Source organism: Sphaerisporangium sp. NPDC005289 (genome assembly GCF_040607455.1).
In the GTDB taxonomy this organism is placed as follows: Bacteria; Actinomycetota; Actinomycetes; order Streptosporangiales; family Streptosporangiaceae; genus Sphaerisporangium; species Sphaerisporangium rhizosphaerae.
Map to the genome: position 1 here is coordinate 241597 of NZ_JBEXGS010000011.1, position 20709 is coordinate 262305.

24 protein-coding genes are annotated in these 20709 nt (G+C 67.4%); 17 read left to right on the plus strand and 7 right to left on the minus strand.

Translation table 11 applies throughout. The annotated features are described in order from the left end of the window. The first annotated feature begins 65 nt into the window (after positions 1-65). The gene (locus ABZT47_RS21165; RefSeq protein WP_354844471.1) at positions 66-638 is read left to right on the plus strand and encodes a TetR/AcrR family transcriptional regulator; all 573 of its coding nucleotides are present in this window, start codon (positions 66-68) and stop codon (positions 636-638) included. A 171-nt stretch (positions 639-809) separates the two neighbouring features. Here the strand turns inward: ABZT47_RS21165 and ABZT47_RS21170 are convergent, their stop codons facing one another. Continuing rightward, on the minus strand, positions 810-2108 hold the full coding sequence (locus ABZT47_RS21170; protein ID WP_354844474.1) for an RICIN domain-containing protein: 1299 nt from the start codon (positions 2106-2108) through the stop codon (positions 810-812). A gap of 504 nt (positions 2109-2612) precedes the next feature. Here ABZT47_RS21170 and ABZT47_RS21175 point away from each other — a divergent pair. The 3 genes from ABZT47_RS21175 (at position 2613) to ABZT47_RS21185 (ending at position 5079) form a co-directional block, all read left to right on the plus strand. Next, on the plus strand, positions 2613-3893 hold the full coding sequence (locus ABZT47_RS21175) for an MFS transporter (RefSeq protein ID WP_354844477.1): 1281 nt from the start codon (positions 2613-2615) through the stop codon (positions 3891-3893). A gap of 99 nt (positions 3894-3992) precedes the next feature. Continuing rightward, complete coding sequence (locus ABZT47_RS21180) at positions 3993-4577, plus strand: Chromate resistance protein ChrB (protein ID WP_354844480.1); 585 nt, start codon at positions 3993-3995, stop codon at positions 4575-4577. 67 nt (positions 4578-4644) lie between these two features. Further along, complete coding sequence (locus ABZT47_RS21185; protein WP_354844483.1) at positions 4645-5079, plus strand: DUF1232 domain-containing protein; 435 nt, start codon at positions 4645-4647, stop codon at positions 5077-5079. A gap of 85 nt (positions 5080-5164) precedes the next feature. On the opposite strand, the gene ABZT47_RS21190 is transcribed toward ABZT47_RS21185, so the two are convergent. Next, the gene (locus ABZT47_RS21190; RefSeq protein WP_354844486.1) at positions 5165-5899 is read right to left on the minus strand and encodes a TetR/AcrR family transcriptional regulator; all 735 of its coding nucleotides are present in this window, start codon (positions 5897-5899) and stop codon (positions 5165-5167) included. Between the two features lie 76 nt (positions 5900-5975). Between ABZT47_RS21190 and ABZT47_RS21195 the strand changes: the two genes are divergently transcribed. After that, complete coding sequence (locus tag ABZT47_RS21195; protein ID WP_354844488.1) at positions 5976-7196, plus strand: FAD-dependent monooxygenase; 1221 nt, start codon at positions 5976-5978, stop codon at positions 7194-7196. Positions 7197-7211: 15 nt separating this feature from the next. Here the strand turns inward: ABZT47_RS21195 and ABZT47_RS21200 are convergent, their stop codons facing one another. Further along, positions 7212-8162, minus strand: coding sequence for a S41 family peptidase (locus tag ABZT47_RS21200; RefSeq protein ID WP_354844491.1), 951 nt, complete (start codon positions 8160-8162; stop codon positions 7212-7214). A 578-nt stretch (positions 8163-8740) separates the two neighbouring features. Between ABZT47_RS21200 and ABZT47_RS21205 the strand changes: the two genes are divergently transcribed. Further along, positions 8741-9010, plus strand: coding sequence for a hypothetical protein (locus ABZT47_RS21205; RefSeq protein WP_354844494.1), 270 nt, complete (start codon positions 8741-8743; stop codon positions 9008-9010). A gap of 399 nt (positions 9011-9409) precedes the next feature. Here ABZT47_RS21205 and ABZT47_RS21210 read toward each other — a convergent pair whose 3' ends face one another. Next, positions 9410-9682: a hypothetical protein gene (locus ABZT47_RS21210; protein ID WP_354844497.1), complete on the minus strand. Its 273-nt coding sequence runs from the start codon at positions 9680-9682 to the stop codon at positions 9410-9412. A gap of 72 nt (positions 9683-9754) precedes the next feature. Here ABZT47_RS21210 and ABZT47_RS21215 point away from each other — a divergent pair, with 72 nt between their 5' ends. After that, on the plus strand, positions 9755-11014 hold the full coding sequence (locus ABZT47_RS21215) for a tyrosine-type recombinase/integrase (RefSeq protein WP_354844500.1): 1260 nt from the start codon (positions 9755-9757) through the stop codon (positions 11012-11014). Between the two features lie 299 nt (positions 11015-11313). On the opposite strand, the gene ABZT47_RS21220 is transcribed toward ABZT47_RS21215, so the two are convergent. From ABZT47_RS21220 to ABZT47_RS21230, 3 genes are all read right to left on the minus strand, one after another. Beyond that, the gene (locus ABZT47_RS21220) at positions 11314-11715 is read right to left on the minus strand and encodes a hypothetical protein (protein WP_354844503.1); all 402 of its coding nucleotides are present in this window, start codon (positions 11713-11715) and stop codon (positions 11314-11316) included. Between the two features lie 545 nt (positions 11716-12260). Next, positions 12261-12464, minus strand: coding sequence for a hypothetical protein (locus ABZT47_RS21225; RefSeq protein WP_354844506.1), 204 nt, complete (start codon positions 12462-12464; stop codon positions 12261-12263). After that, a complete protein-coding gene (locus tag ABZT47_RS21230; RefSeq protein ID WP_354844509.1) occupies positions 12461-12865 on the minus strand; it encodes an ATP-binding protein in 405 nt (134 codons plus the stop codon). Before ABZT47_RS21230 ends, ABZT47_RS21225 begins: the two co-directional genes overlap by 4 nt. A gap of 153 nt (positions 12866-13018) precedes the next feature. Here ABZT47_RS21230 and ABZT47_RS21235 point away from each other — a divergent pair, with 153 nt between their 5' ends. From ABZT47_RS21235 to ABZT47_RS21280, 10 genes are all read left to right on the plus strand, one after another. Further along, a complete protein-coding gene (locus ABZT47_RS21235) occupies positions 13019-13327 on the plus strand; it encodes an antibiotic biosynthesis monooxygenase (RefSeq protein ID WP_354844512.1) in 309 nt (102 codons plus the stop codon). Beyond that, positions 13324-14526, plus strand: coding sequence for a helix-turn-helix domain-containing protein (locus ABZT47_RS21240; protein WP_354844515.1), 1203 nt, complete (start codon positions 13324-13326; stop codon positions 14524-14526). Before ABZT47_RS21235 ends, ABZT47_RS21240 begins: the two co-directional genes overlap by 4 nt. A gap of 327 nt (positions 14527-14853) precedes the next feature. Next, positions 14854-15192 carry a hypothetical protein gene (locus ABZT47_RS21245; protein ID WP_354844518.1) on the plus strand — a complete coding sequence of 113 codons (339 nt, stop codon included), beginning with the start codon at positions 14854-14856 and terminating at the stop codon, positions 15190-15192. Next, on the plus strand, positions 15185-16558 hold the full coding sequence (locus ABZT47_RS21250; RefSeq protein WP_354844521.1) for an FtsK/SpoIIIE domain-containing protein: 1374 nt from the start codon (positions 15185-15187) through the stop codon (positions 16556-16558). The genes ABZT47_RS21245 and ABZT47_RS21250 overlap by 8 nt, the downstream gene beginning before the upstream one ends. 5 nt (positions 16559-16563) lie before the next feature. Next, positions 16564-17199, plus strand: a complete 636-nt coding sequence (locus tag ABZT47_RS21255) for a DUF2637 domain-containing protein (protein WP_354844524.1) — start codon at positions 16564-16566, stop codon at positions 17197-17199. A 14-nt stretch (positions 17200-17213) separates the two neighbouring features. After that, on the plus strand, positions 17214-17570 hold the full coding sequence (locus tag ABZT47_RS21260) for a hypothetical protein (RefSeq protein ID WP_354844526.1): 357 nt from the start codon (positions 17214-17216) through the stop codon (positions 17568-17570). Positions 17571-17649: 79 nt separating this feature from the next. Then, positions 17650-17772, plus strand: a complete 123-nt coding sequence (locus ABZT47_RS21265; protein WP_260324633.1) for a hypothetical protein — start codon at positions 17650-17652, stop codon at positions 17770-17772. A gap of 142 nt (positions 17773-17914) precedes the next feature. Further along, positions 17915-19270 carry a replication initiator gene (locus tag ABZT47_RS21270; RefSeq protein WP_354844643.1) on the plus strand — a complete coding sequence of 452 codons (1356 nt, stop codon included), beginning with the start codon at positions 17915-17917 and terminating at the stop codon, positions 19268-19270. Continuing rightward, on the plus strand, positions 19252-19437 hold the full coding sequence (locus ABZT47_RS21275; RefSeq protein WP_354844529.1) for a helix-turn-helix domain-containing protein: 186 nt from the start codon (positions 19252-19254) through the stop codon (positions 19435-19437). The genes ABZT47_RS21270 and ABZT47_RS21275 overlap by 19 nt, the downstream gene beginning before the upstream one ends. Further along, positions 19434-20678, plus strand: a complete 1245-nt coding sequence (locus ABZT47_RS21280; RefSeq protein ID WP_354844532.1) for a tyrosine-type recombinase/integrase — start codon at positions 19434-19436, stop codon at positions 20676-20678. Before ABZT47_RS21275 ends, ABZT47_RS21280 begins: the two co-directional genes overlap by 4 nt. The last annotated feature ends 31 nt before the right edge of the window (positions 20679-20709 follow it).

Here is a 20709-nt window from a genome sequence, read left to right on the forward strand (position 1 = left end):
GCTAGATACAAGAGCGACACTAACGTATCGATGGCAGACGCGCTAGCGGCGCTAGAATGTCGGTCGTGTCCATCCAGGAGCGCCGGGAGCGCGAACGAGCGGAGCGGGAACGGCTGATCGTCACGGCCGCGCGCGAACTGGCCGAGTCGGAAGGCTGGGAGGCGGTGACCACACGGCGGCTCGCCGAGGAGATCGAGTACAGCCAGCCGGTCCTCTACAGCCACTTCAAGGGCAAGGACGCCATCATGGCGGCGGTCGCGGTCGAGGGCTTCGCCGACCTCGCCGCCGCGCTGCGCGCGGCGCGCACGGCGGCGGCCGATCCCCGCCAGGCCCTCGCCGACGTCGGCGCCGCGTACGCGCTCTTCGCCGCGCGGCGGCCCGCGTTGTACGACGCGATGTTCACCCACGCCGTCGACCTGCCGTTCGCCACCGCGCAGGCGCCGCCCGCCCTGCGGGAGGGCTTCGGCGAGCTGCGCGAGGCCCTGCGCCCTCTCGCGCGGGACGACGACCTTGAGACGCTCACCGAGACGTTCTGGAGCGCGTTGCACGGGCTTCTCACGCTCATGCGCAACGGCAGGCTCCGCCGCGACGACCACGACCGGCGGCTGACCCTCCTCCTCGCCCGCTTCTCGCGCTGATCCGGCTTCTCGCGCTGACCCCGCTTCTCGCGCTGCCCGGCGGATCGTCGCGCTGACCCGGCGGCGGTCGGCTCGCGAACGTCCCGCCGTCGCCAGGGCGTGGCGACGGCGGGACGCCGGTGGTGGTTCGGGTACCGACGGGACGCCGGTGTTCGTTCGGGTACCGCCTGCTCAGCTCTGTGCGGCCAGCCGGAAGGACTGGGCGGCCGTGCCGTTGCAGGCGTACTGGACGAGCTGGACGCTGTCGGCGCTCGAGGCGGCCGGCACGTCGAGGCACTTACCGCTGTTGCGGTTGACGAAGTGGTAGTAGCCGCCGCCCTCGGACACCGGCTGCCACTGCTGGTTGTTGCCGCCGCTGTAGGTCCAGGTCTGGATGGGGGCGTTGTCGGCGGTCGACACATCCTTCACGTCGAGCACCTGGGCGCTGTTGCCGCGGTTGTTCACCCGGACGAAGCCTCCGCTCGTCGGCGCGAACTGGTACTGCTGCGCGTTGGTCGCGTTGCAGGTGTACTGCTGGATCGCGGTCCCGTTGACCGTCCCGGCCGCGCGGGCGTCGACGCACTTGCCGCTGTTCTTGTTGGCCACCGAGTACCACGTGGTGGGGGAGATCGTGTCGGTCGGGGGAGGCGTGGTGCCGCCCGCGCCGGCCAGCCAGAGCAGGCCGTTGATCAGCCACTGGTTCTGCTGGGGACTCGCGAAGGTCGAGGACGTGCGCGTGTTCGTGGAGTAGTTCATCCCGTTGTGCCCGAAGTTGGCGTACAGCATCTTGTAGTTCTTGTTGGTCCACAAGATCGGGTAGAACCCGCTGCGCCATTGCTGGTTCGGGTCGTCACCCACCGGGAAGCTCGAGGCGTCGATCGACGCCAGGATGTCGATGTCGGGGTTCTGCCGCAGGTCGCGGCTCCAGGAGTACCACTCGCTCACCGACGACTGGATGGTGGCCGGCAGCCCCGCCGTGGACGGATGGCCGCGATCCTCGACCTTCAGGGTCTCGGCGGTCGGCCCCCAGGTGTTGGTCTGGAACGCGCCCGAACCGAGGAAGGTGTTGTAGTACCAGCTCCACGAGCCGGGGTTGTCGGTCCACGCGCTGACGTGGAAGCCCATCCACGCTCCGCCGTTCTGCATGTAGGTCTGGAACGCGGCGCGCTGGCTCGCGGGCGGGGCGTCGTCCAGGAACATGATCACCTTGTACTGCGACAGCCCTGTGGCGCTGAGACGGCTCCAGTCGGTGGTCGCCTCCCAGGTGAAGCCGTTCTGCGCGCCGGCCGCGGGGAACCAGTCCCTGGCCTCTTTGTCGAAGTCGATGTGGGCGGCGTCCCAGGTGCCGTTGTAGAAGGCGAGCACCTTGAACGGGGCGGCGGCCTGCTGGGTGGCGGCGCTGCTGGCCGGAGCGGCCGGAAGGCCGAGGCAGGCCGCGACCGTGACGCCGAGCAGTGCGGTGAGAGAGCGTTTCACGAAGCTTCTGGGCACAGTGGATCCTTCGCCGGTGGGGGGTGGCTGGTGCCGAGAGTGGTGATGGCCGCTGGTGCCGTGCCCTGCCATCGCGTACGCGCCGACGGGGCGACCGCGCCACCGTGCCATCGTGGGGACGAGCGGGAGCCCTCAGACCGCCGAGAAGCCCTTTCTTTAAGAAAGTTTACTAACAATGGGCTCGCGCCGAGGCTACGATCAGCCGGGTCCCCCTGTCAATGCCCCAGTCAGAACCCCGCCCGCCAACCCCGAAGTACGCCGGTTCACTCATCTCCCACACCACCACCCGACCGCCGATCTCACCTTCCGCCGCCCCCCGCATGCCCCCGTGAGAACGTGCCGAACGAATGTGCCTACGGCTTCGCGATCTACGTGCCGAACCGTGAATACACAACGGTTAGTTGTGGCTGGCTGTCCTTCTAGTTGTTTGATCTGCATTCCCTGGCTTGCTTTGATCGGAGCGATCAACCACCGGTTGTCTATAGCGGGAGGCGGGGGAGCTTCGTGGCCAGACGATCTCTGGGGCGGCGGTTCGGGTGGCTGTGGGCCGCCTACGCGGTCAGCGCCTATGGCTCCGGGCTGGGGTTCGGGGCGATTCCCCTGATAGCCGTGCTGGTGCTGCACGCCGGCCCCGCTCAGGTGTCCGCGCTGTCCGCCGCGGGACCGGCGGTGGGCATGCTGATCGCGTTGCCGCTCGGACCGTGGGTCGAGTTCCGCCGTAAACGGCCGGTCATGATCGCGATGGACCTGACCCGGTTCGGGGTCATGATGACCATCCCGGTCGCCTACGCCTTCGGCCTGCTCGGGTTCGTCCAGTTGCTGATCGTCTCCGCCGTGGTCGCCGCCGCCAAGATCACCTCCAATGCGGCCGGCGGCGCCTACCTGCGGGCCCTGGTCCGGCCGGACGATCTGCTGGTGGCCAACGCGCGGTTCGAGTCGACCACGTGGAGCTCGATCGCGGTCGGCCCGCCGCTGGGCGGAGCGGCCATCGGCCTGTTCGGGCCGGTGACGACCGTGGTGGCCGATGCGCTCAGCTACCTGTTGTCCGCGCTGAGCATCACCGCCATCCGCGGCCGGGAAGAGCCTCCACGGCGAAGCGGCAAGAACCAGGTCGGAGCCGGCGAATTGCTCGACGGCTGGCGGCACATCCTGACCCATCCCGGCCTGCGGGCCCTCTACTTCAACAACCTTCTCGTCAACGGGCTGATCATGGCCACCGAGCCGCTGCTGGCCGTGCTCCTGCTGCGCCAGCTCGGGTTCCCGCCCTGGCAGTACGGCCTCGCCTTCGCCGCTCCCTGTGTCGGCGGACTGATCGGCTCACGCCTTGCCCGCCGGGTCGTGGCGCGCTACGGCCAACACCGGGTCCTGCGCACGGTCGGCACGCTGCGCGCCGTCTGGCTGGTCGGCCTGGCCTTCGTCCGTCCTGGTGTCGCCGGCCTCGCGATCGTGATCGCCGTCGAGCTCGCGATCATCATCAGCATGAGCCTGTACACCCCGGTACTGGCGACCTATCGACTTGAGCACACTCCCCAGGACCGCGTCGCCCGCACTCTGTCGGCCTGGTCGATCAGCGGCAACGCCTCCATCGCCGTCTTCAGCGCCCTCGGCGGACTGCTCGCCGACGCCACCAGCCCACGCACGGCCATCACCGTCGCGGGCCTGCTCATCCTCGTCAGCCCACTGCTGCTCCCCCGTCACCCGGCCCCCGAAATCGTCCGCGCCCTCGAGCCGGCGACGACCGGTCCCCCACCACAGGCAGCAGGCGCTCCCGACGAAGCCGGGTAACGGGAGGGCGGCACCTGGTCGAAGGACGGGTCCACCGGCCTCGCCCGTCCACCTGCATTTGGCGCCTGCAGGGGAATGTTACGGATGTAACATGAAGACGTGACGGACGATACGGAGGATCGTGGCTGGTTGCTGGTCAGCGTGTCCACCGCCGGGGCCGCTCCGGCCCTGCGCGTGCAGGTGTGGCGAAAGCTGCGCTCGCTCGGTGGGCTGTACCTGCAACAGTCGGTATGCCTGCTGCCGGAGCGCGAGCAGACCCTCCGGCAGGTGCGCCGTCTGCTGGACCGGGTGCGCCGGCAGGGCGGCACGGCCCGGATGCTGCGGATGGCGCTCACCGACCCGGCCGAGAAGCGGCAGATCATCGGCGAGTTCAACGCCGCCCGCGATGCCGAGTACGCCGAGGTGATGGAGCGTCTCCCCGCCTTACGCGAGGAGCTGGCGCGCGAACGCGAGCGAGGCCGGGCCACCTACGCCGAGGTGGAGGAGTCGGAGGCCGACCTGGAACGCTTCCGCTCCTGGCTGGCCAAGATCGCCGCACGCGACTACTTCGCCGCCCCCGCCGGCGCTCTCGTACGCGCCGCGATCGCCGACGCCGAAACCGACCTCGCCGACTTCGAACAGGCCGCACTGGCCGCCGAGACCGGCATCGCAGTGCCCGCGGTGGGCTCAGAGGAGCCGGTATGACCGGGCCATGGTGGTGGGACCTGCTCGGCGGCATCGCTGTGGCCGAGATGGGCGAAGGGGGGCCGGTATGACCGGGTCATGGGGATGGGACCTGCTCATCGGTATCGCGATCGCCCTGGCGGCCGCCTGGCTGGTCCTCATCGGCGCGCTGGCCCTCGTCCGGCCGCGCGGCGGCCTGCTGCGCGAGGCGCTGCGGCTGCTGCCCGACGTGCTGCGCCTAGTACGCCGCCTGGCCGCCGACCCCGACCTGCCCCGCGGCGTCCGCGTCCGGCTCGCGCTGCTGCTGGCCTACCTGGCCTTTCCCATCGACATCGTCCCCGACTTCATCCCCATCCTGGGGTACGCCGACGACGCCATCATCGTCACCGCCGTCCTGCGCTCGGTGGTACGCCGCTCCGGGCTGGAGGCCGTGCGCCGGCACTGGCCCGGCACCGACGACGGCTTCACCGTCCTCACCCGCCTGACCGGCCTCGACAAGCCGCAGCCTCTCCCCGAACAGTGACAAAGCCGCTCGGACACCCCGCGCCCGAGTTGACACGAACGCCACGTCGCCATGTGATGCTCACGCTGTTGTCGCCCATTGCGCATCAGGAGCGGGCGTGGGTGAGGGCGGCTATGCCGTCCAGGACGCGGTCGAGGCCGAAGACGAACTCGGTGTCGCCGTCGTCCCACTCGTCGTTGACGGCACCGGCGGCCATGGCGGCGCAGACCGCGGGGAAACGGACCGGGTCGATGACGCGGGCGAGCGTCTTGGCGTACCGCGCGGCCTGGTCAGGCCCTGCCGCGCCGACGGCGATTGACAGGCCCGCCCACTGCCGGACATAGCCGGACAGCAGCATGACGACCGACAGCTTCTCGGACTCGGCAAGGCCCGTACCGCTCAGGCATGTGAGTCCACGCTCCAGCCAGGTGATCTGGTTGGGCAGCAGCGGAGCCCCGCTGACAGGGATCTGCAGCACCCACGGATGCCTCCTGATCGCGTGCAGGATGGCCCAGGACCACTCGGTCAGCCCAGCACGCCAGTCCTGGTCCGCAGTCGCCTCAGGCGGCGGCCCGTAGGCGGCGTCCTGCATGAGTTCCAACAAGACGTCCTTGGCCGCGACATAGCGGTAGAGAGCCATGGTCGACACGCCGACCTCCTTGGCCACGCGTGCCATGGACACCGCCGCCAGCCCGTCGGCGCGGGCGACGTCCAAGCCTGCCTGGACGATCCTGGGCAGGCTCAGGGCAGGTTTGGGGCCCTTGCCAGGACGGTCCCGCAGCCCCCAGGCCACCGCGATGCCGACGGGGATCTCCGATTCCTCGATCTTGCCCACATCCATGCCTCTGTGTATAGCATACGCAGTAAGGTATACGTCATACGCAATAGAGCGTATGGCATACACAGATGGAGGGTTCATGAACGTGCTCATCTCTGGCGCGAGTGTCGCCGGTCCCGCCCTGGCGTATTGGCTGCGCCACCACGGCTTCGAAGTGACTGTGGTGGAGCGGGCCGCCACGCCGCGCCCCGGCGGTTACAAGGTGGACCTGCGCGGGGTGGCGGTGGAGGTGGCGCGGCGGATGGGGATTCTCGACGAGGTGCGGCGCCGGTCGACCGATATCCGGGGCGGGACGTGGTTGAACGGGGCGGGCAAGACCCTCGCGACACTCGGTCCGGACATGATCGGGTTTCGCGACCCGGGAGACCTGGAGATCATGCGCGGGGATCTGGCTGAGATCCTTCATGCCCGCACCCGAGGCGAGGCCGAGTACGTCTTCGGCGACACGATCACCTCGATCACCGATGAGGGCTGCGGAACGCGCGTGACGTTCCGCGATGCGGCACCGCGTACGTTCGACCTCGTAGTGGGGGCCGACGGCCTGCATTCGGGCACTCGCGCGCTCGTCTTCGGCCCGGAGGAGCGGTTCACCGAGGGACTCGGCCTGGGCGTGGCGGTCTTCGGCGTCCCCAACCACCTGGGCCTGGACCGCTGGGAGATGGTCCTGTCGGCCGCCGGGCACGTGGTGAACGTCTACAGCGTGCGGGCGGCGACGGCGGCCAAGGCCCAGTTCTTCTTCCCCGCGCCGCAACGGCCCGTCGACCGGCACGACGTGGCGGCCCAACAGCAGGCCGTCGCTGAGGCGTTCACCGGACACCGATGGGAGGTGCCGCGGTTGCTGGCCGCGATGCCGGAGGCGGGCGACTTCTACTTCGACACCCTGGCGCAGGTACGGATGGATTCCTGGTCGCGTGGGCGCACAGTGCTGCTGGGCGACGCCGCCTACTGCCCCTCACCCGCGTCCGGACAAGGCACCGGCATGGCCCTCGTTGGCGCCTACGTGCTCGCCGGAGAGCTGGCCGCCGCCCAGGGCGACCACCGGGTCGCATTCGTACGGTACGAGGAGGAGATGCGCGGGTTCGTCGAGCTGAACCAGCGGCTGGGCCGCACCGCCGCCAAGGGCATGGTGCCCGCCTCCCGGACCCGCGCGCGCCTGCAGGGCCTCATGCTGCAGATGGCGCCGCACATGCCGGGCAAGGCACGAGTGATGGAAGCCATTATGAAGCCGATCCGGAAAGCGGCCAACGGCATCGAATTGCGCGACTACCCCACCGCGGCACAGCCGACGGCGCGGCCGTAGAAAGGCACATGCCGTTCAACGCGACTTCACAGAGCGATCCGCGCTCGGCGAGGGTCGATCGTCGCCTGCCAGTCGGGCGAGGGCCAGGGCGTGCGCCTGGTCGAGGGATTCCGCGGCGGCGCAAGGGACGTCGGGCCGCACACCGGTGCCTTCCCAGTTCGTGCCGGAGACGGGGTTGATGGCGCGGCCGGTGGGGACCGTGGCTTCCAGGTGGGGGTGCACGGTCCACCCCTTGCACGGGTGTGCGCCGCCGCGGGTGGGCTCGCCGACGACAACTGCGCGGCCGAGCTGTTGCAGGTCGTAGGCCAGTTCTTCAGCGGCGGAGAAGGTGCTGTCGCTGGACAGCACGTACAACGGTTTGCTGCCGCCGAAACGCGCGCCGGGAACGTGCGGCAGGCTCCAGGACTGCTCGCTGCGCTCGCCGTCGCGCCAGTACATGGTGTTGAGGTGAGTGCGCTCGTCCAAGAGGTAGCTGCAGATGAAGGCGACGGTGTCCGGGTCGCCGCCCCGGTTGCCGCGAAGGTCCACGATCAGCGCCTGGGCGCGGGAGGCCAGGGTGAGCGCGGCGCTCAGCGGTTCGGCGGCCCAGTCCAGCGGAAACAGCATCGGCGCCAGCTCCACCACGGCGATCCCTCCGTCCAGCAACTCCACCCGGGGCGCACCGCCCAGCGAGGTGTCGAAGTCCCGGCGGATGGAGGCCAGAGTCGCCTCCATCTGCTTGGGGGGCACCGGGTCGGCGTGGTGCTTCAGTCTCAGATGTTGGTCGTTGTTGACGGACTGCAGGTCCGCGGTGACCAGACGGGCGAGCTCCTCGGCGCCGTCGACGTCATAGGCGCCCTTGGCCAGACGTCGTTGCAGCACGCCGGTGAGCTGCTCGGCTATCTCAGGGAAAACGTAGTGCTCGGTCAGCAGCCGCGCTATCTCGTCGATGACAGGGGCAGGCTGAACCTTCGTCAGAGTCGTCATGGGCAGGGAGTAGATCACTGTCCGCGCGAAAACGTCAAAGACGTTCGGACGTTCTCGGTAAGCGTGATCAGCCTTCCCACATGCCATCTCCCTGAGGATGTTCCGCTCGGCGATGAGGCGGAGGATGCCGGCGTTCTCGGCGAGGAACAGGCCGCTGTAGACGAGGATGTGGCGGGGTGTGGCACGGGTGTCTGCGGCCTTGCCCTGCGAGGTGCCCTACACCCACGCGACGTCCAAGCCGGCAAGCAATGTGGCGGCTCGGATCGGCCGGGCGCTGTGGGATGACTGAGGCCGGCGACTGCAACCCCGTGCTGACAACTGCAACCCGGACTGCAACCCCGGACAGGCTTGCCGATCAGGAGATCTGGGAGTCTGCCCAGGTCATTATGGGTGTGCCGCCAGGAACTCGAACCCTGAACCTACGGATCAAAAGAAGACGCTTCGATCAAGCTCCGAGGCTCCGACCTGTTGGTCCGGTGTCCGTGGTCGTTCGCCGACTTCCGCCGTCGCCCGCCCTCTTGGCTGTAGCTGTGGCTGTACAGCCATCGCTCCAATCCCAGGGAACATATGCTCAATAGATGTACCTCGACACTGTCATCCCCGCCATCTTCATTGGGCTTTTCGCCTGCTTCCTTGTCTTCTTCGTCCTGACTCTGATCAAGACGCTGAGGCAACGCCGTGTGCTGAAGTACACGGACCCAATGAGAGCGATGGACATCGTCGGCCGCGTACGCCAGCTCAAAGTTCGAGGTCAGGAGGAGGCAGCCGTGCTTCTTGTCCAAAACGAACTCGCGATGCCTGCCGATAAGGCCCGCTCTTGGGTGAAGTCGATTCAAATGAAACCGTAGCTCCTGTACGGTCGAATCACTGTATGACATCCTGCTTGCAAATCGGCCTGATCACCTGGGGGAACGTGCCTGACCTCGGGGGCAAGCCTCCGCTGGGTCCCCGTGACTCCCCCCTGTTCACCGCCCTTAATGGCACGCTAATGACACGCGATCAAACCCAGTGGCCTGCGCGGACGCGCACATCTCCCCCGCCTGATCTCCCCGTCTGCCTCGACCCACCGCGAAGCGGCAGCGGGCCGGGGACGGAGGGTCAAGCCCGTCTTCGCGTGTACGTCGACCGGTCGCCATTCCTCGGTCATCGGATGCCAACGGTCACAAACGGGCTTGATCGTAGGAGCCGGTCTGCTGAGCTTGCCTGGGTCGTGGCGGGCGGGGAGATCAGGCTTCCACCTCAGCCACCTACGGCTCTACAGGCTCGTTCGGGTGATCACCCCGGAGCCGAGCGCCCCCGCCGGAGGCATGATTTTCATCTTTGAACCGCTGGATGAGTACGGCCATGATGCCGCACAACATCAGGCCGACGCCGAACAGAGTTGTGGTGATGCCCATGCCTGCCCAGCGGATCACTGCCGCTGTGGACGCCGTATCCCCAGGAACAGTCAGCCCCGTGTATAGAGGGCCGATGCAGAGGATGATGGGTCCGAACACAGGGAAGAACTTGAACCGGTGCATGGCGGCCGATTTTAGGACGCGGGCCTGGACAAGCGACAGCGCTCGATCGGTGGCGTGGAGCGATCAACACTGATGGCGAACACCCCGTGCTCGGCGGCGGCGCGCCCCGGTCGGCGGGTGCGGCTTGGTGCGGCTTGGTGCGGCGGGCGCGGTGGTCGGCGGGCGGCCCGCGTTCCCGCCGCCGGCCGGGACCGGCGTCCACGCCGCACGCCCGGCCGGGCGGAGCGGGCGGCGGGCCGTGCGGCGGCGCGGAGCGCCGTCGCCTTGGTCGATTTGGGCTGGGTGAACGGCAAGCGGATTCGCAAGACGGTCTACGGGAAGACCGAGAAAGAAGTTCTCGGCAAGCTCGCCGAATTGAAGGATGCCCAGCGTAAGGGGCAGAACCTCGCCGCTCGACCTCGGAAGTTCGCGGAGTGGCTGGATGAGTGGATCGAGATGAAGAAGCGGCAGGGCACTCGCCCCCTCACACTTCGCGGGTATCGACAGCTCATCCACGATCACGTGAAGCCGGCCCTTGGGCGGAAACAACTCGACAAGCTCACCCCGACCGATGTCCGGCGGCTGGTCGAGGCCAAAGCAGAGTCCGGTCTCTCGGCGGCGACGGTCAAGCAGGTTCACGGGTTGATCCGCAATGCGCTGGCCGATGCGGAACGTGAGGAGTTGGTTCACCGCAACGTGGCGAAGCTCGTCAAGCCTCCGTCCGTCAAGCGTGACGAGGTCCGGGTGCTGACGATCGAAGAGGCCAAGACCCTCATCAACGCGATCAAGGGTGACCGGCTCGAAGCATTCTGGATCTGCGCTCTCACTCTCGGCCTGCGGCGTGGGGAACTTCTCGGGCTCCGATGGCATGACATCGATTTCGGCAATGGGCTTCTCACAGTGCGCCAGAGCCTCCAGCGGGCGGACGGGTCGCTTCAGCTCGTTGACCCCAAGACCAGCCGGTCACGTCGCGTCGTGCCCGTCCCTGAGCCGACCCTGGCCGCTCTGCGGAAGCACAAGCGAGAGCAGGCCGCCGAACAGCTCGCCGCGGGGGAGAAGTGGAAGACCAGCGGGCTCGTGTTCGCCTCGACCATCGGCACACCGATCGAGCCGGGAAACCTGAGCACCAGGTGGCGGAAGACCAGGGCCAAGGCTGGGCTCGACTGGCTGCGGCTGCACTACCTTCGTCACGCCTGCGCCTCGTTCCTGATCGCCTGCGGGGCCTCCCCCCGAACGGTGATGAAGACGCTCGGACACAGTCAGATCGGGCTGACGATGAACACCTACGCTCACGTCCTGCCCGAGGTCGAGCGGGAGGCCGTCGATGCGGTCGCGAAGAAACTTTTCGGATGAGCGCAGAAGCGCAAGGGCCGGCTCCCAAGACGGGGTCCGGCCCTGTTGGCTGTAGAGGATGGCTGTAGTGCGGGCCGAAGCAAGGCCCAACACGCCTGTTCTCGCAGGTGGGCCGCCAGGGACTCGAACCCTGAACCTACGGATTAAAAGTCGTCCGAAGAGCGTCTACCCACGTCTCCCGGTGTCACTACATGCCTGGTCGAAGCGCAATCATCTTGATCAACTTCTACCAGCGTCTACCGCCGTCTCGGGAGGCAGTTAGCATGCGCGTTAGCAAGATCGTTCTTGCTGTTGCGTTATCAGAAGTCGCTGAACAGCAAGTACAACAAGAGAAGCTGGACCGCGATCGCGGCCATAACTTTCAACACAAAGGGAGCGGGGCGCACATATTGCGGTTCCTGATCCGGATTGTTCAATGCATGAGAGGCGGCCTCCCTGATCTCGTCACCTTGGCCCAAGGTTCCCGCTAATAGAGCAATCATCGCTACGACATAGATCGCCATCCACTTAGCTGGCGATGAGTGATCGGTAAAGAAGGCATACTTAGCTACTAGGCCAGCTAGAGCAACGAGAAATCCGATGGCGACCCTTGCCCGATAGCCCCAGGTAGGCATCAGGAGACTTAATCGCAGTAATGGGAACAAGGTCGATAGTCCCACTAGTAACCACAAGTAGCGAGAGTCTAAGTCGGCAAGCGCCACGAAAGGACCTCCTCATTGTGCAAGCCTAAAGAGAGTACTTCGCCGCTGGTCTAGTAACAAGATCTTCGTCCACTCCTCCTCTGCTGAGCTGAGCAGATCGGACGAGAATTGGACTCCACCTCGAATCGCTGGCGAGGTCACGTCCATGCCTGTTCGCGATCCGGCCTGCCCCGTCAGATGATCACCAGGTCACTCGTTGGCAAGCGGACCCGGAGCGCAGGGCCGCCAGGCCCGAGCACCGGAAGCCGCGCGGCAGCCGATCGCCCCGACCGCGTGTGGCGAGGACCGAAGTGAGCGATCGTCACGGCCTTAGGTGGTCACTGTGCTGGTTCTGCGGGCGCGTGGGCGGTGCGTGCCCGGACCGGCCGAGGGCCGCAGCCGGGCACGCAGACCGACCGGCGCGCCCGGCGGACCGCGCAGCGGGCCGCCTTTAAAGACGTAGAGAAAGTCCTCATCCGGAGGAACGCGGACTCGGATGATCTTGAATGTCGTGGCCTTCGCGGTGCCTCTGGTCTGGTGCTTTGCCGGTTGTTGCTAGGCGTCGCTCATTGCCGTGGTTGGGGTCTGGTCAGGCGTTGGCGTACTTGGTGGCGGACGATGCGTTCGGCGAGTTCTTGGGGGGTGTCGGCGGTGAGGGTGGTGGTGCGGCCGTGGAGGGCGTGCCAGCGGTAGGCGAAGGGGTTGTAGAGGAAGGCCCAGTGGGGGAAGCGTTCGCGGAGGGCGCGTAAGGCCGATGGTGTGTCGTTCATGGGGTGGGTGGGGGTAGCTGGGCCCAGACGGTGCGGCCGGCGGCGTCGCCTTTGACTCCCCATGTTGTGGTGAGGGCGGTGACGAGGTGGAGTCCTCGCCCGCCTTCGCGGGTGGAGGTGCGGGCGCCGAAGGCGATGGGTCCGCCTTGGTCGGCGATCTCGATGTAGGCGGTGCCGTCGGGGTGGTGCTTGACGGTGGCGGTGAAGGTTCCGCCGGGTTGTCCGGTGTGGGTGTGTTCGACGGCGTTGGTGGCGAGTTCGCTGGCGATGAGATCGGCGTCGGCGTGGTCGGGGAGATGGGTCTTGACGAAGCGGCGGACCGCGCGCACCTGCTCCGCTCGTCCGAGGAAGGTTTGTTGCCATTCTCCGGTGCCTTTGCGGCTGTTTGTGGGTGCGGTCACGTGGGCTCACCTCGCGATCAAGCAGGTCAGGGGCACTGCATCTATGCCTGATACTTAAAGTACGAGTACAGTACTTAGAGTGCAAGCCACTTGCAGTACTTGCCACGCACAATAAGTACTGCTCTGGTAGAGGCTGCGACGAAGGAGGAGTTCATGTTCGGTCTGGTGGTCCGATTCACGTGTAAGGACGAGGCGAGCGCGGAGGCGTTCGATCAACTGGTCGCTGAGACCATCGAGAAGATCCGCACGGAAGAGCCCGGGACGCTGGTGTACGCGTCCCACCTGGTGGAGGGCCAGCCGCTTCAGCGGATCTTCTACGAGCTGTACCGGGACCGGGCGGCCTTCGACACCCACGAGGAGCAGGAGCACACTCGGCGGTTCCTCGGGGCGCGCGATGAGCTGCTGGCCTCGGTCGAGGTCGACTGGCTGTCGCTCCAGACCGGCAAGGGAACGGCAGGGTGAGCACCGAATACCAACGGGCACTAGGCCGGCGGATCGCCCAAGAACGTAAACGGCGCGGCCTGTCGCAACCGGAGTTGGCGCGGCTGGTCGACCGGTCGGTGGCGTGGATCTCCCAGGTAGAGCGCGGCGTCCGCAAGGTCGACCGCATGTCGGTCCTGGAGAAGGTCGCCGAGGCTCTGGACATCCCGTTGTCGGAGCTGGCGGCGGAGGCGCCGGTCGTCGCGGCCTCCGCTGAGGAGATCCCAGGAACGGCGAGTCTGCGTCTAGTGCTCTCGGGGGCCCATTCCCTGCGGGCCATGCTGCACTCGGCGCCCGTCCCGCCTACATCGGAGATCAAGCCGCGGGTCGACCGAGCGTGGGAGCTGACGCACGAGAGCCGGTATGTCGAGCTGGCCGACCTACTGCGCGGGTTGGTACCCGCGTTGGAGACCGCTGCCCGCTCGGCTCCCGAGGAGCGGCGGGCGGAGCTGTTCCAACTGCTGGCGGTGACCTATCAGGCGTGCTCGGCGGCGCTGGCCAAGCTCGGCGAGCCGGAGGCCGCGTGGATCGCCGCCGACAGGGCGATCGTGGCAGCGGAACGAGCGGGTGACCCGCTGATGATGGCGGCCGGCGCATTCCGGCTCGGCTTCGTCTTCTTGGGCGCGCGCCACTTCGACCAGGTGGAGGAGACGGCTCGGACGGCTTCCGAGGCGCTGTGGTTCCTGGTCGATGAGGGCAAGCCCGAGGCCATGTCGTTGTGGGGCGGTCTCACCCTGCAACGAGCCGTGGCCGCGTCTCGATTGAACGAGGCCACTACCGCCTATGAGCATCTGGCGCGGGCTCGTGAGGTCGCGGAGCGGCTGGGAGAAGGGCGCAACGACTACAACACCGAGTTCGGGCCGGCCAACGTCACGCTTCATGAGGTGGCCGTGGGCGTCGAGCTGGGTGACGCCGGTCATGCGCTTCGGGTCGGGACGGCGGTGGACACATCGGCGCTGTCACCTGAGCGGCGTGCCCGGCTTCATGTCGACCTGGCTCGCGCTCATGCGCAGCGCCGTCAGGTCGAAGAGGCCGTGTCCGCGCTGCTGGAGGCCGAGACGATCACACCGGAGCAGATACGGAACCACCGAATCACCTACCAGTTGGTGTCCGATTTGCTGACCATGCAAGACCCGCCATCCCCTGAGCTGCGGGAACTTGCCGACCGGATCGGCGTGTAGAAAAAGTACGTGTACTAATACTAAAAGTACTAGCAGATACTCGCGGTGCGAGGTAGCGTTTGTGTTGTCGCTGAAGCTCTCCTGGACAGGAGGTGACAGCCCAACACAAACGCTCTTCTGCGTTTCAGGGCCAGAAACGAAGCGACCGCTCACCCCGGAGCGGTACAGGCCACACATGAAAGTGGCCTGAGCGGGAGATCCCGCCCAGGCCGGATGCGGTCAGCACCCTAGTTGGCGCTTCGATGCTATCGCCTCCGCATTCTGACGGCGCGTGATCTCCCTCGTCCCCCACGCCTGCTCAGCAGGCAGACGAGAGGTGTGTTCAGCATGCGCAACATCCCCATCCCGGTCGACGTCTCCCGGCTCCAGTTCATCTGCGTGAAGGCTCCGTGCCCGCGCATCTTGAACAAGGAGACCGGTGAACTCAAGACCGACAAGACCACCGGTCAGACCGTCTATGAGGTGCTGTTCTCCGTGGAGGACGCCTTCGGCAAGATCGAGCTGGTCAAGATCGGCGTCGTCGGGGAGCCCTCGGTCGTCCCCGGCAACGAGGTCAAGCCTGTCGGCCTGGTCGGCTACGTGTGGGAACTGTCGGGACGCTGGGGCATCGCCTACCGCGCCACCTCACTCCTGCCCGCCGTCACCGCGGAGGCGCGCGGTGTCTGACCATCTCCTCCTCTCCCTCGGAGTCCTGGCCGCCTCGGCGGCCGGGCTCTGGGCCTGGCGCCGCTGGCACTACCGGTCCTTCTGGCTGTGCCTGCGCTACCCGCTGACCGCCATCACGGTCCGCCTCACCTGGCGCAAGGTCGCCCTCGGCTGCGGCCTGACAAAGAAGCGGCAGCGCTTCTGGTTCACCACCGTCCCCGGGCTGATCTCCTCGACCGGCCTGGTCCGCGTCAAACGGCGGTTGCAACGGGTCGCGGTCGACACCAAGCCGTGGATGTGGCTGCCCATGCCGACCCGTCACGGCTGGCGCGTCACCATTCGCCTCCTGGAAGGTCAGATCCCGGAGGACTACGCCCAGGTCGCCGAACGGCTCGCGCACTCCTGGCGCGTCCACGCCGTACGCGTCTCCTCCAAGAAGCGCGGTCGCGTCACCCTGGCCGCGACCATCCGCGATCCGCTGGTCAGAATCGACCGGCTCCCCGTCTCGACCGAACTGCTCAAGGTCACCGTCGGCCGACTGGAGACCGGCTCCCCCTGGGTCATCGACTTCCGCACCGTCCCGCACTGGCTCAACGCCGGTGCCACCCAATCCGGCAAGTCCAACCTTGCCAACGCCCTGATCATCGGACTATCCCCGCAACCGGTGGCAATGGTCGGCTTCGACCTCAAAGGCGGCGTGGAGTTCACCCCGTACGAACCCCGCCTGTCGGCCCTGGCCACCTCGCGCGCCGAATGCGTCAACCTGCTCGATGACCTGGTCTCGCTGATGGTGGACCGGATGGCCGCCTGTCGTGCAACCGGAGCGCGCAACATCTGGCAGTTGCCGGGCGACCGGCGACCGGTCCCCGTGGTGGTCCTGGTCGATGAGCTGGCAGAGCTGTACCTGATGGCCGACAAGTCCGAGAAAGACGAGATCGCCAAGACCTCCACAGCGCTGCTGCGGATCGCCCAGCTCGGACGGGCGTTCGGGATCTACCTGTTCTGCTGCGGCCAGCGCATCGGCTCCGACCTCGGCCCCGGAGTGACGGCCCTGCGCGCTCAGTGCTCGGGGCGGATCTGCCATCGCGTCAACGATCCCGAAACCGCGACCATGACCCTCGGCGACCTCGACCCCGCAGCCCTGGTCTCCGCACGGGCCATCGCCTCCGAAACCCCCGGCGTCGCGATCGTCGCCGGCCAAGACGGCCAGTGGTACCGGGCGCGCTCCTTCTACGTCTCCGAGCAAGCCGCCGAAGCCGCCACCCGCACCTACGCCGGTCTCACTCCGTCATGGGCCGAAGTCATGGCCGGTACCCATTGCGCCGAGTTGAGCGATGCCGACCTCGCCGACTTCCTCGCCCCTGAAACCGCCGTCCTGGAGGGCTGACCGGCATGCGACGCCTCGCCTCCTGGCTGCTGGACTCCGGTCCCGTCATCGTCCTGGCACTGATCGCCGGTGCCGGCTCCTTCTCCCACGTACGACAGACAGCGGTGGAGCACGGGCAGACGGGCCCGATGGCCTGGGCGGTGGCCGTGTGCGTCGATCTGACCTGCGTCATGGCCGCCCGCGAACGTCAACGCGACAAGAAGACCGGCCGCCACCGGACCGGCCCGCTCTCCTGGCCCACCTGCGTCCTGGTCGCCGGAATCATCCTGTCCCTGGCCGCCAACCTCCACCAGGCCGAACCATCGGTGTGGGGCTGGCTGACCGCCGCGACACCCGCGGCAGCGTTCCTCGTCGCCGTCTCGATGCTGGAACGACGCGCGACCGGCCCCCACCCCGAACCATCCCCGGCCTCGGCCGTCGCCGCGCCGGCCACCGTGCTACCTGCCTTCGACCGCGCCCAGCGCGACGCCACCGAACCCTCTCCCGCGCTCCTCGACTACGCCCGGCGCGTGGTCGAAGAGCACAGCGCCAAGCACGGCAAGCCCATCACCCTCGACCTGCTGCGCGCCCGGCTAGGCGTATCGAGCCAACTCGCCACCGACCTACTCCACCACCTGCGCACAACACCGGAAACACCGTGAAGGGAGCACCATCCATGTCTGTCGACCCCGACCACCGGACGGCCTTCATCACCGGACTACGACGGCTGGCCACCTTCCTGGAGGCCAATCCCGAAGTCCCCGTGCCTAGGTACTCCACCACCATCGGCTACTGCGCCGAGCGCACGGCCGATGCGGAGATGTGCGCTGAGATCGACCGGATCGCCGCGTTGTGCGGCACGAAGATCGACTCCGGCGCCCTGGCTCACGACCACTACATGACCGCTCTGCACTTCGGGCCGGTCCGCTACGAGGCGTTCGCGATCCTCGCCGACGCCCGCGCCAGGCACGAAGCATTCAGCAGCTACCACGGCTGCGTCATCCCCGACCACACGGCCGTCTCCACCGCCTGACCAAGGGACCACCACCATGGGCGCCCATCTCGACGACCACCCACAGCACGCCCCGGCTCAGGAGATCCAAGAACGGACGATGACCGAACCGCTTCCGGTGGTCCGCTACCGCTGCGCGACCTGCGGCGGGACCGGCGTCGACAGCATGGCCGACACCTGCCGCGACTGCGACGGAACCGGAGCAGACAACCACGGGGCTTAACGCCTCGGCGCCCCCGGCGTGGCCACACAACCGCCAAGTTCCGCGCCACGTCGGGGGCCATCCCCAACCGAACCCGAAAGACCCGGAAGGGACACGCCCCATCATCCCCAACCCCCGCGCTCAGCACGCGGTAACCGGCATCATCGCCCGGCTCCACGACCCCCAATACGACCGCTGGGCCGCCCAGATCCGCGCGACCGGCGGATGCCGCCAACCCATCCACCTGCGCGGACGCGTCCGGCACATCGACGCCGCGACCGGCCACGTCCTGCACACCTACAACACCAACCGCGAACCCGGCGGCGTGCTGCGCGTGCAGTGCAAGACCCGGCGCGCCTCCCGCTGCCCGGCTTGTGCCGAGATCTACCGCGCCGACACCTACCAGCTCATCCGCGCGGGCCTGGCCGGCGGCAAAGGCGTCCCCGACACCGTCAGCGCACACCCGGCGCTCTTCGTCACTCTCACCGCCCCCTCGTTCGGCGCGGTCCACACCCGGCGCGAGCACGGCGGCAAGGTCCAGCCCTGCCACCCCCGGTGCGACGCCGACAAGTGCCCGCACGGGCGCGTCATCTCCTGCACCGCCCGGCACGGCGACCAGGAAAACCGCCTCGGCGAACCGCTCTGCCCCGACTGCTACGACTACGCCGCGAGCGTGCTGTTCAACGCCCTAGCCCCCGAACTGTGGCGCCGCTTCACCCTCGCCCTGCGCCGCAACCTCGCCAAGCTCCACGGCCTGACGGTCAAGGAACTGGGTGAACACCTGGCCGTCTCCTTCGCCAAAGTCGCCGAGTACCAACGCCGCGGCGTCGTGCACTTCCACGCGGTCATCCGACTCGACGGACCCGGCGGACCGCACACCCCGCCTCCGGCCTGGGCCGAGCGTGACGCCCTGGCGCTGGCCGTACGGCATGCGGCCGGTGCGGTCAGCGTCCCCGTTCCGTCCCTGGCTGGTGAGCCTGCCCGCGTCCTGCGCTGGGGGACACAGCTCGACGTCCGGCCCATCACCATGGACGGAGAACTGACAGAGCAGGCGGTCGCCGGCTACATCGCCAAGTACGCCACCAAAGCCGCCGAATGCGTCGGCACCATCGACCGGCGCATCAACACCCCAAACGAGGTCACCGGTCTCGGCCTGCGTGAGCATCCCCGGCGGCTGATCGCCGAGTGCTTCCGCCTGGCCGAACTCGACCAGCTCAACGAGCTACGGCTCGCCCAATGGGCACACATGCTCGGCTTCCGCGGCCACTTCTCCACCAAATCCCGCCACTACTCCACAACCCTCGGCGCCCTACGCGCCGCCCGCGCCGACCACATGCGCGACGAGGACATCAGCACCGGACGCCTACCCCTGTTCGACGAGGACACCGTCCTCGTGATCGCGCACTGGGAGTACGCCGGTAAGGGCCTGTCCGCCGGAGAACAGGTCCTCGCCGCCGCGATCACCGGCCGGCCGATGGCTTCCGACGAGGAGGTGAGCGCATGGCCAAGCTCCTCCTGAGCGTGCCTGAGGCCGCCGAAGCGCTCTCGATCTCCCGCGCCAAGCTGTACCGCCTCATGGGCGACGGCGAAATTCCTTACCTCCACATCGATCGATCCCGCCGCATCCCCTTGTCCGCTCTTGAGAACTACGTCTCCGACCTGCTGGCGAAAGAGAGGGCAGCGTGACAAAGATCCTTCCGCCCTCCGCCCCAGAGGGCTCCGATCGCAAGAGGACAGGCAGCAAGCCCGCGCCGAAGCTCCGCGACGGCGTCATGAAGCGCGGCAAGACCTGGTCATACGTCATCAGGGTCACCGACCCGGAAACCGGCGTCAGCAAGCCCAAATGGGTGGGCGGCTTCACTACCGAGGACGAGGCCAAAGCCGCGCGCGACGAGGCCCGTGTGGCAGCTCGGCGCGGTGAGTATGTGGACCGGAGCGCCATCACCGTAGGGGCGTACCTGGCCGAATGGATCGAGTCCCACGCGATCGAGATCAAGCCCAAGACGCTGCACGGTTACCGAATGCTGATTCGGCTCTACATCGCTCCACATATCGGATCATTGCGGCTACAGGCGGTGCGACCGAGCACGATCACCAAGCTCTACTGGCATCTAAGCACTAAGGGCGGTAAGGGCGGTCAGCCGCTGTCCACGCGGTCAGTGAGCCATGTTCACGCGGTCTTGCGTAAGGCATTCGGTGATGCCGTGAAGGTCGAAGAGCTTCTGACGTCGAACCCCGTAGAGCGGGCCAAGCGGCCGAAGCACGTCTACGCCGAACCGGGGAGCGTGTGGACTCCTGAACAGCTCCGCACGTTCCTGTCGCTAGCCAGATCGCATCGGTTGTTCGCCTTCTTCCATCTCGCCGCCTATACCGGCGCCCGGCGCGGTGAGCTGGTCAATCTGCGCTGGTCGAATGTCGATTTCGCTGGAAAGACGATCACCATTGCCGGGTCGGCCGGTGTCGTGGATGGTGAGCGCATCGAGGGCACCACGAAGAGCGGGCGGATTCGGGTGGTCAGCATCGACGACGAGACCGTTGCCGTCCTCAGGGAGCACCAGGCGCGGCAGGAGGCCGACAAGGCGGCCGCGGGGGAGGAGTGGAGCGGGCAGAAGGATCTCCACGTCTTCACGACGGGCTTCGGGCGGCCGATCTACCCCGACACCGTCACACAGTTGATCCGGGACCTCGTGAAGGCGCACAACGCCGCACAGCCGTCCGCAGAGCGGCTGCCGTTCGCGCGGCTGCATGACCTACGACATGTCCACGCCACCACGCTCCTGCTGGCCGGCGTCCCGGTACATGTGGTCGCCGCGCGACTCGGGCACGCGGACCCTGCCATCACGCTCAGGGTGTACGCCCACGTGATCCGGTCGGCGGAAGCATCCGCGGCCGATGTCTTCGCGCAAGCGCTGAAGGGGACACCGTAGGGCCGCTGTTAGCAAAGGTGTTAGCAAACAC

Bases quoted from the DNA above. Each gene is read 5' to 3' on its own strand.
- ABZT47_RS21255 (WP_354844524.1), top strand. From the start codon at position 16,564: ATGCGACGCCTCGCCTCCTGGCTGCTGGACTCCGGTCCCGTCATCGTC.
- ABZT47_RS21265 (WP_260324633.1), top strand. From the start codon at position 17,650: ATGACCGAACCGCTTCCGGTGGTCCGCTACCGCTGCGCGACCTGCGGC.
- ABZT47_RS21260 (WP_354844526.1), top strand. From the start codon at position 17,214: ATGTCTGTCGACCCCGACCACCGGACGGCCTTCATCACCGGACTACGA.
- ABZT47_RS21205 (WP_354844494.1), top strand. From the start codon at position 8,741: ATGTACCTCGACACTGTCATCCCCGCCATCTTCATTGGGCTTTTCGCC.
- ABZT47_RS21210 (WP_354844497.1), bottom strand. From the start codon at position 9,682: ATGCACCGGTTCAAGTTCTTCCCTGTGTTCGGACCCATCATCCTCTGC.
- ABZT47_RS21225 (WP_354844506.1), bottom strand. From the start codon at position 12,464: ATGAACGACACACCATCGGCCTTACGCGCCCTCCGCGAACGCTTCCCC.
- ABZT47_RS21185 (WP_354844483.1), top strand. From the start codon at position 4,645: ATGACCGGGTCATGGGGATGGGACCTGCTCATCGGTATCGCGATCGCC.
- ABZT47_RS21245 (WP_354844518.1), top strand. From the start codon at position 14,854: ATGCGCAACATCCCCATCCCGGTCGACGTCTCCCGGCTCCAGTTCATC.
- ABZT47_RS21235 (WP_354844512.1), top strand. From the start codon at position 13,019: ATGTTCGGTCTGGTGGTCCGATTCACGTGTAAGGACGAGGCGAGCGCG.
- ABZT47_RS21190 (WP_354844486.1), bottom strand. From the start codon at position 5,899: ATGGATGTGGGCAAGATCGAGGAATCGGAGATCCCCGTCGGCATCGCG.
- ABZT47_RS21215 (WP_354844500.1), top strand. From the start codon at position 9,755: ATGGCGAACACCCCGTGCTCGGCGGCGGCGCGCCCCGGTCGGCGGGTG.
- ABZT47_RS21195 (WP_354844488.1), top strand. From the start codon at position 5,976: ATGAACGTGCTCATCTCTGGCGCGAGTGTCGCCGGTCCCGCCCTGGCG.
- ABZT47_RS21275 (WP_354844529.1), top strand. From the start codon at position 19,252: ATGGCCAAGCTCCTCCTGAGCGTGCCTGAGGCCGCCGAAGCGCTCTCG.
- ABZT47_RS21200 (WP_354844491.1), bottom strand. From the start codon at position 8,162: ATGACGACTCTGACGAAGGTTCAGCCTGCCCCTGTCATCGACGAGATA.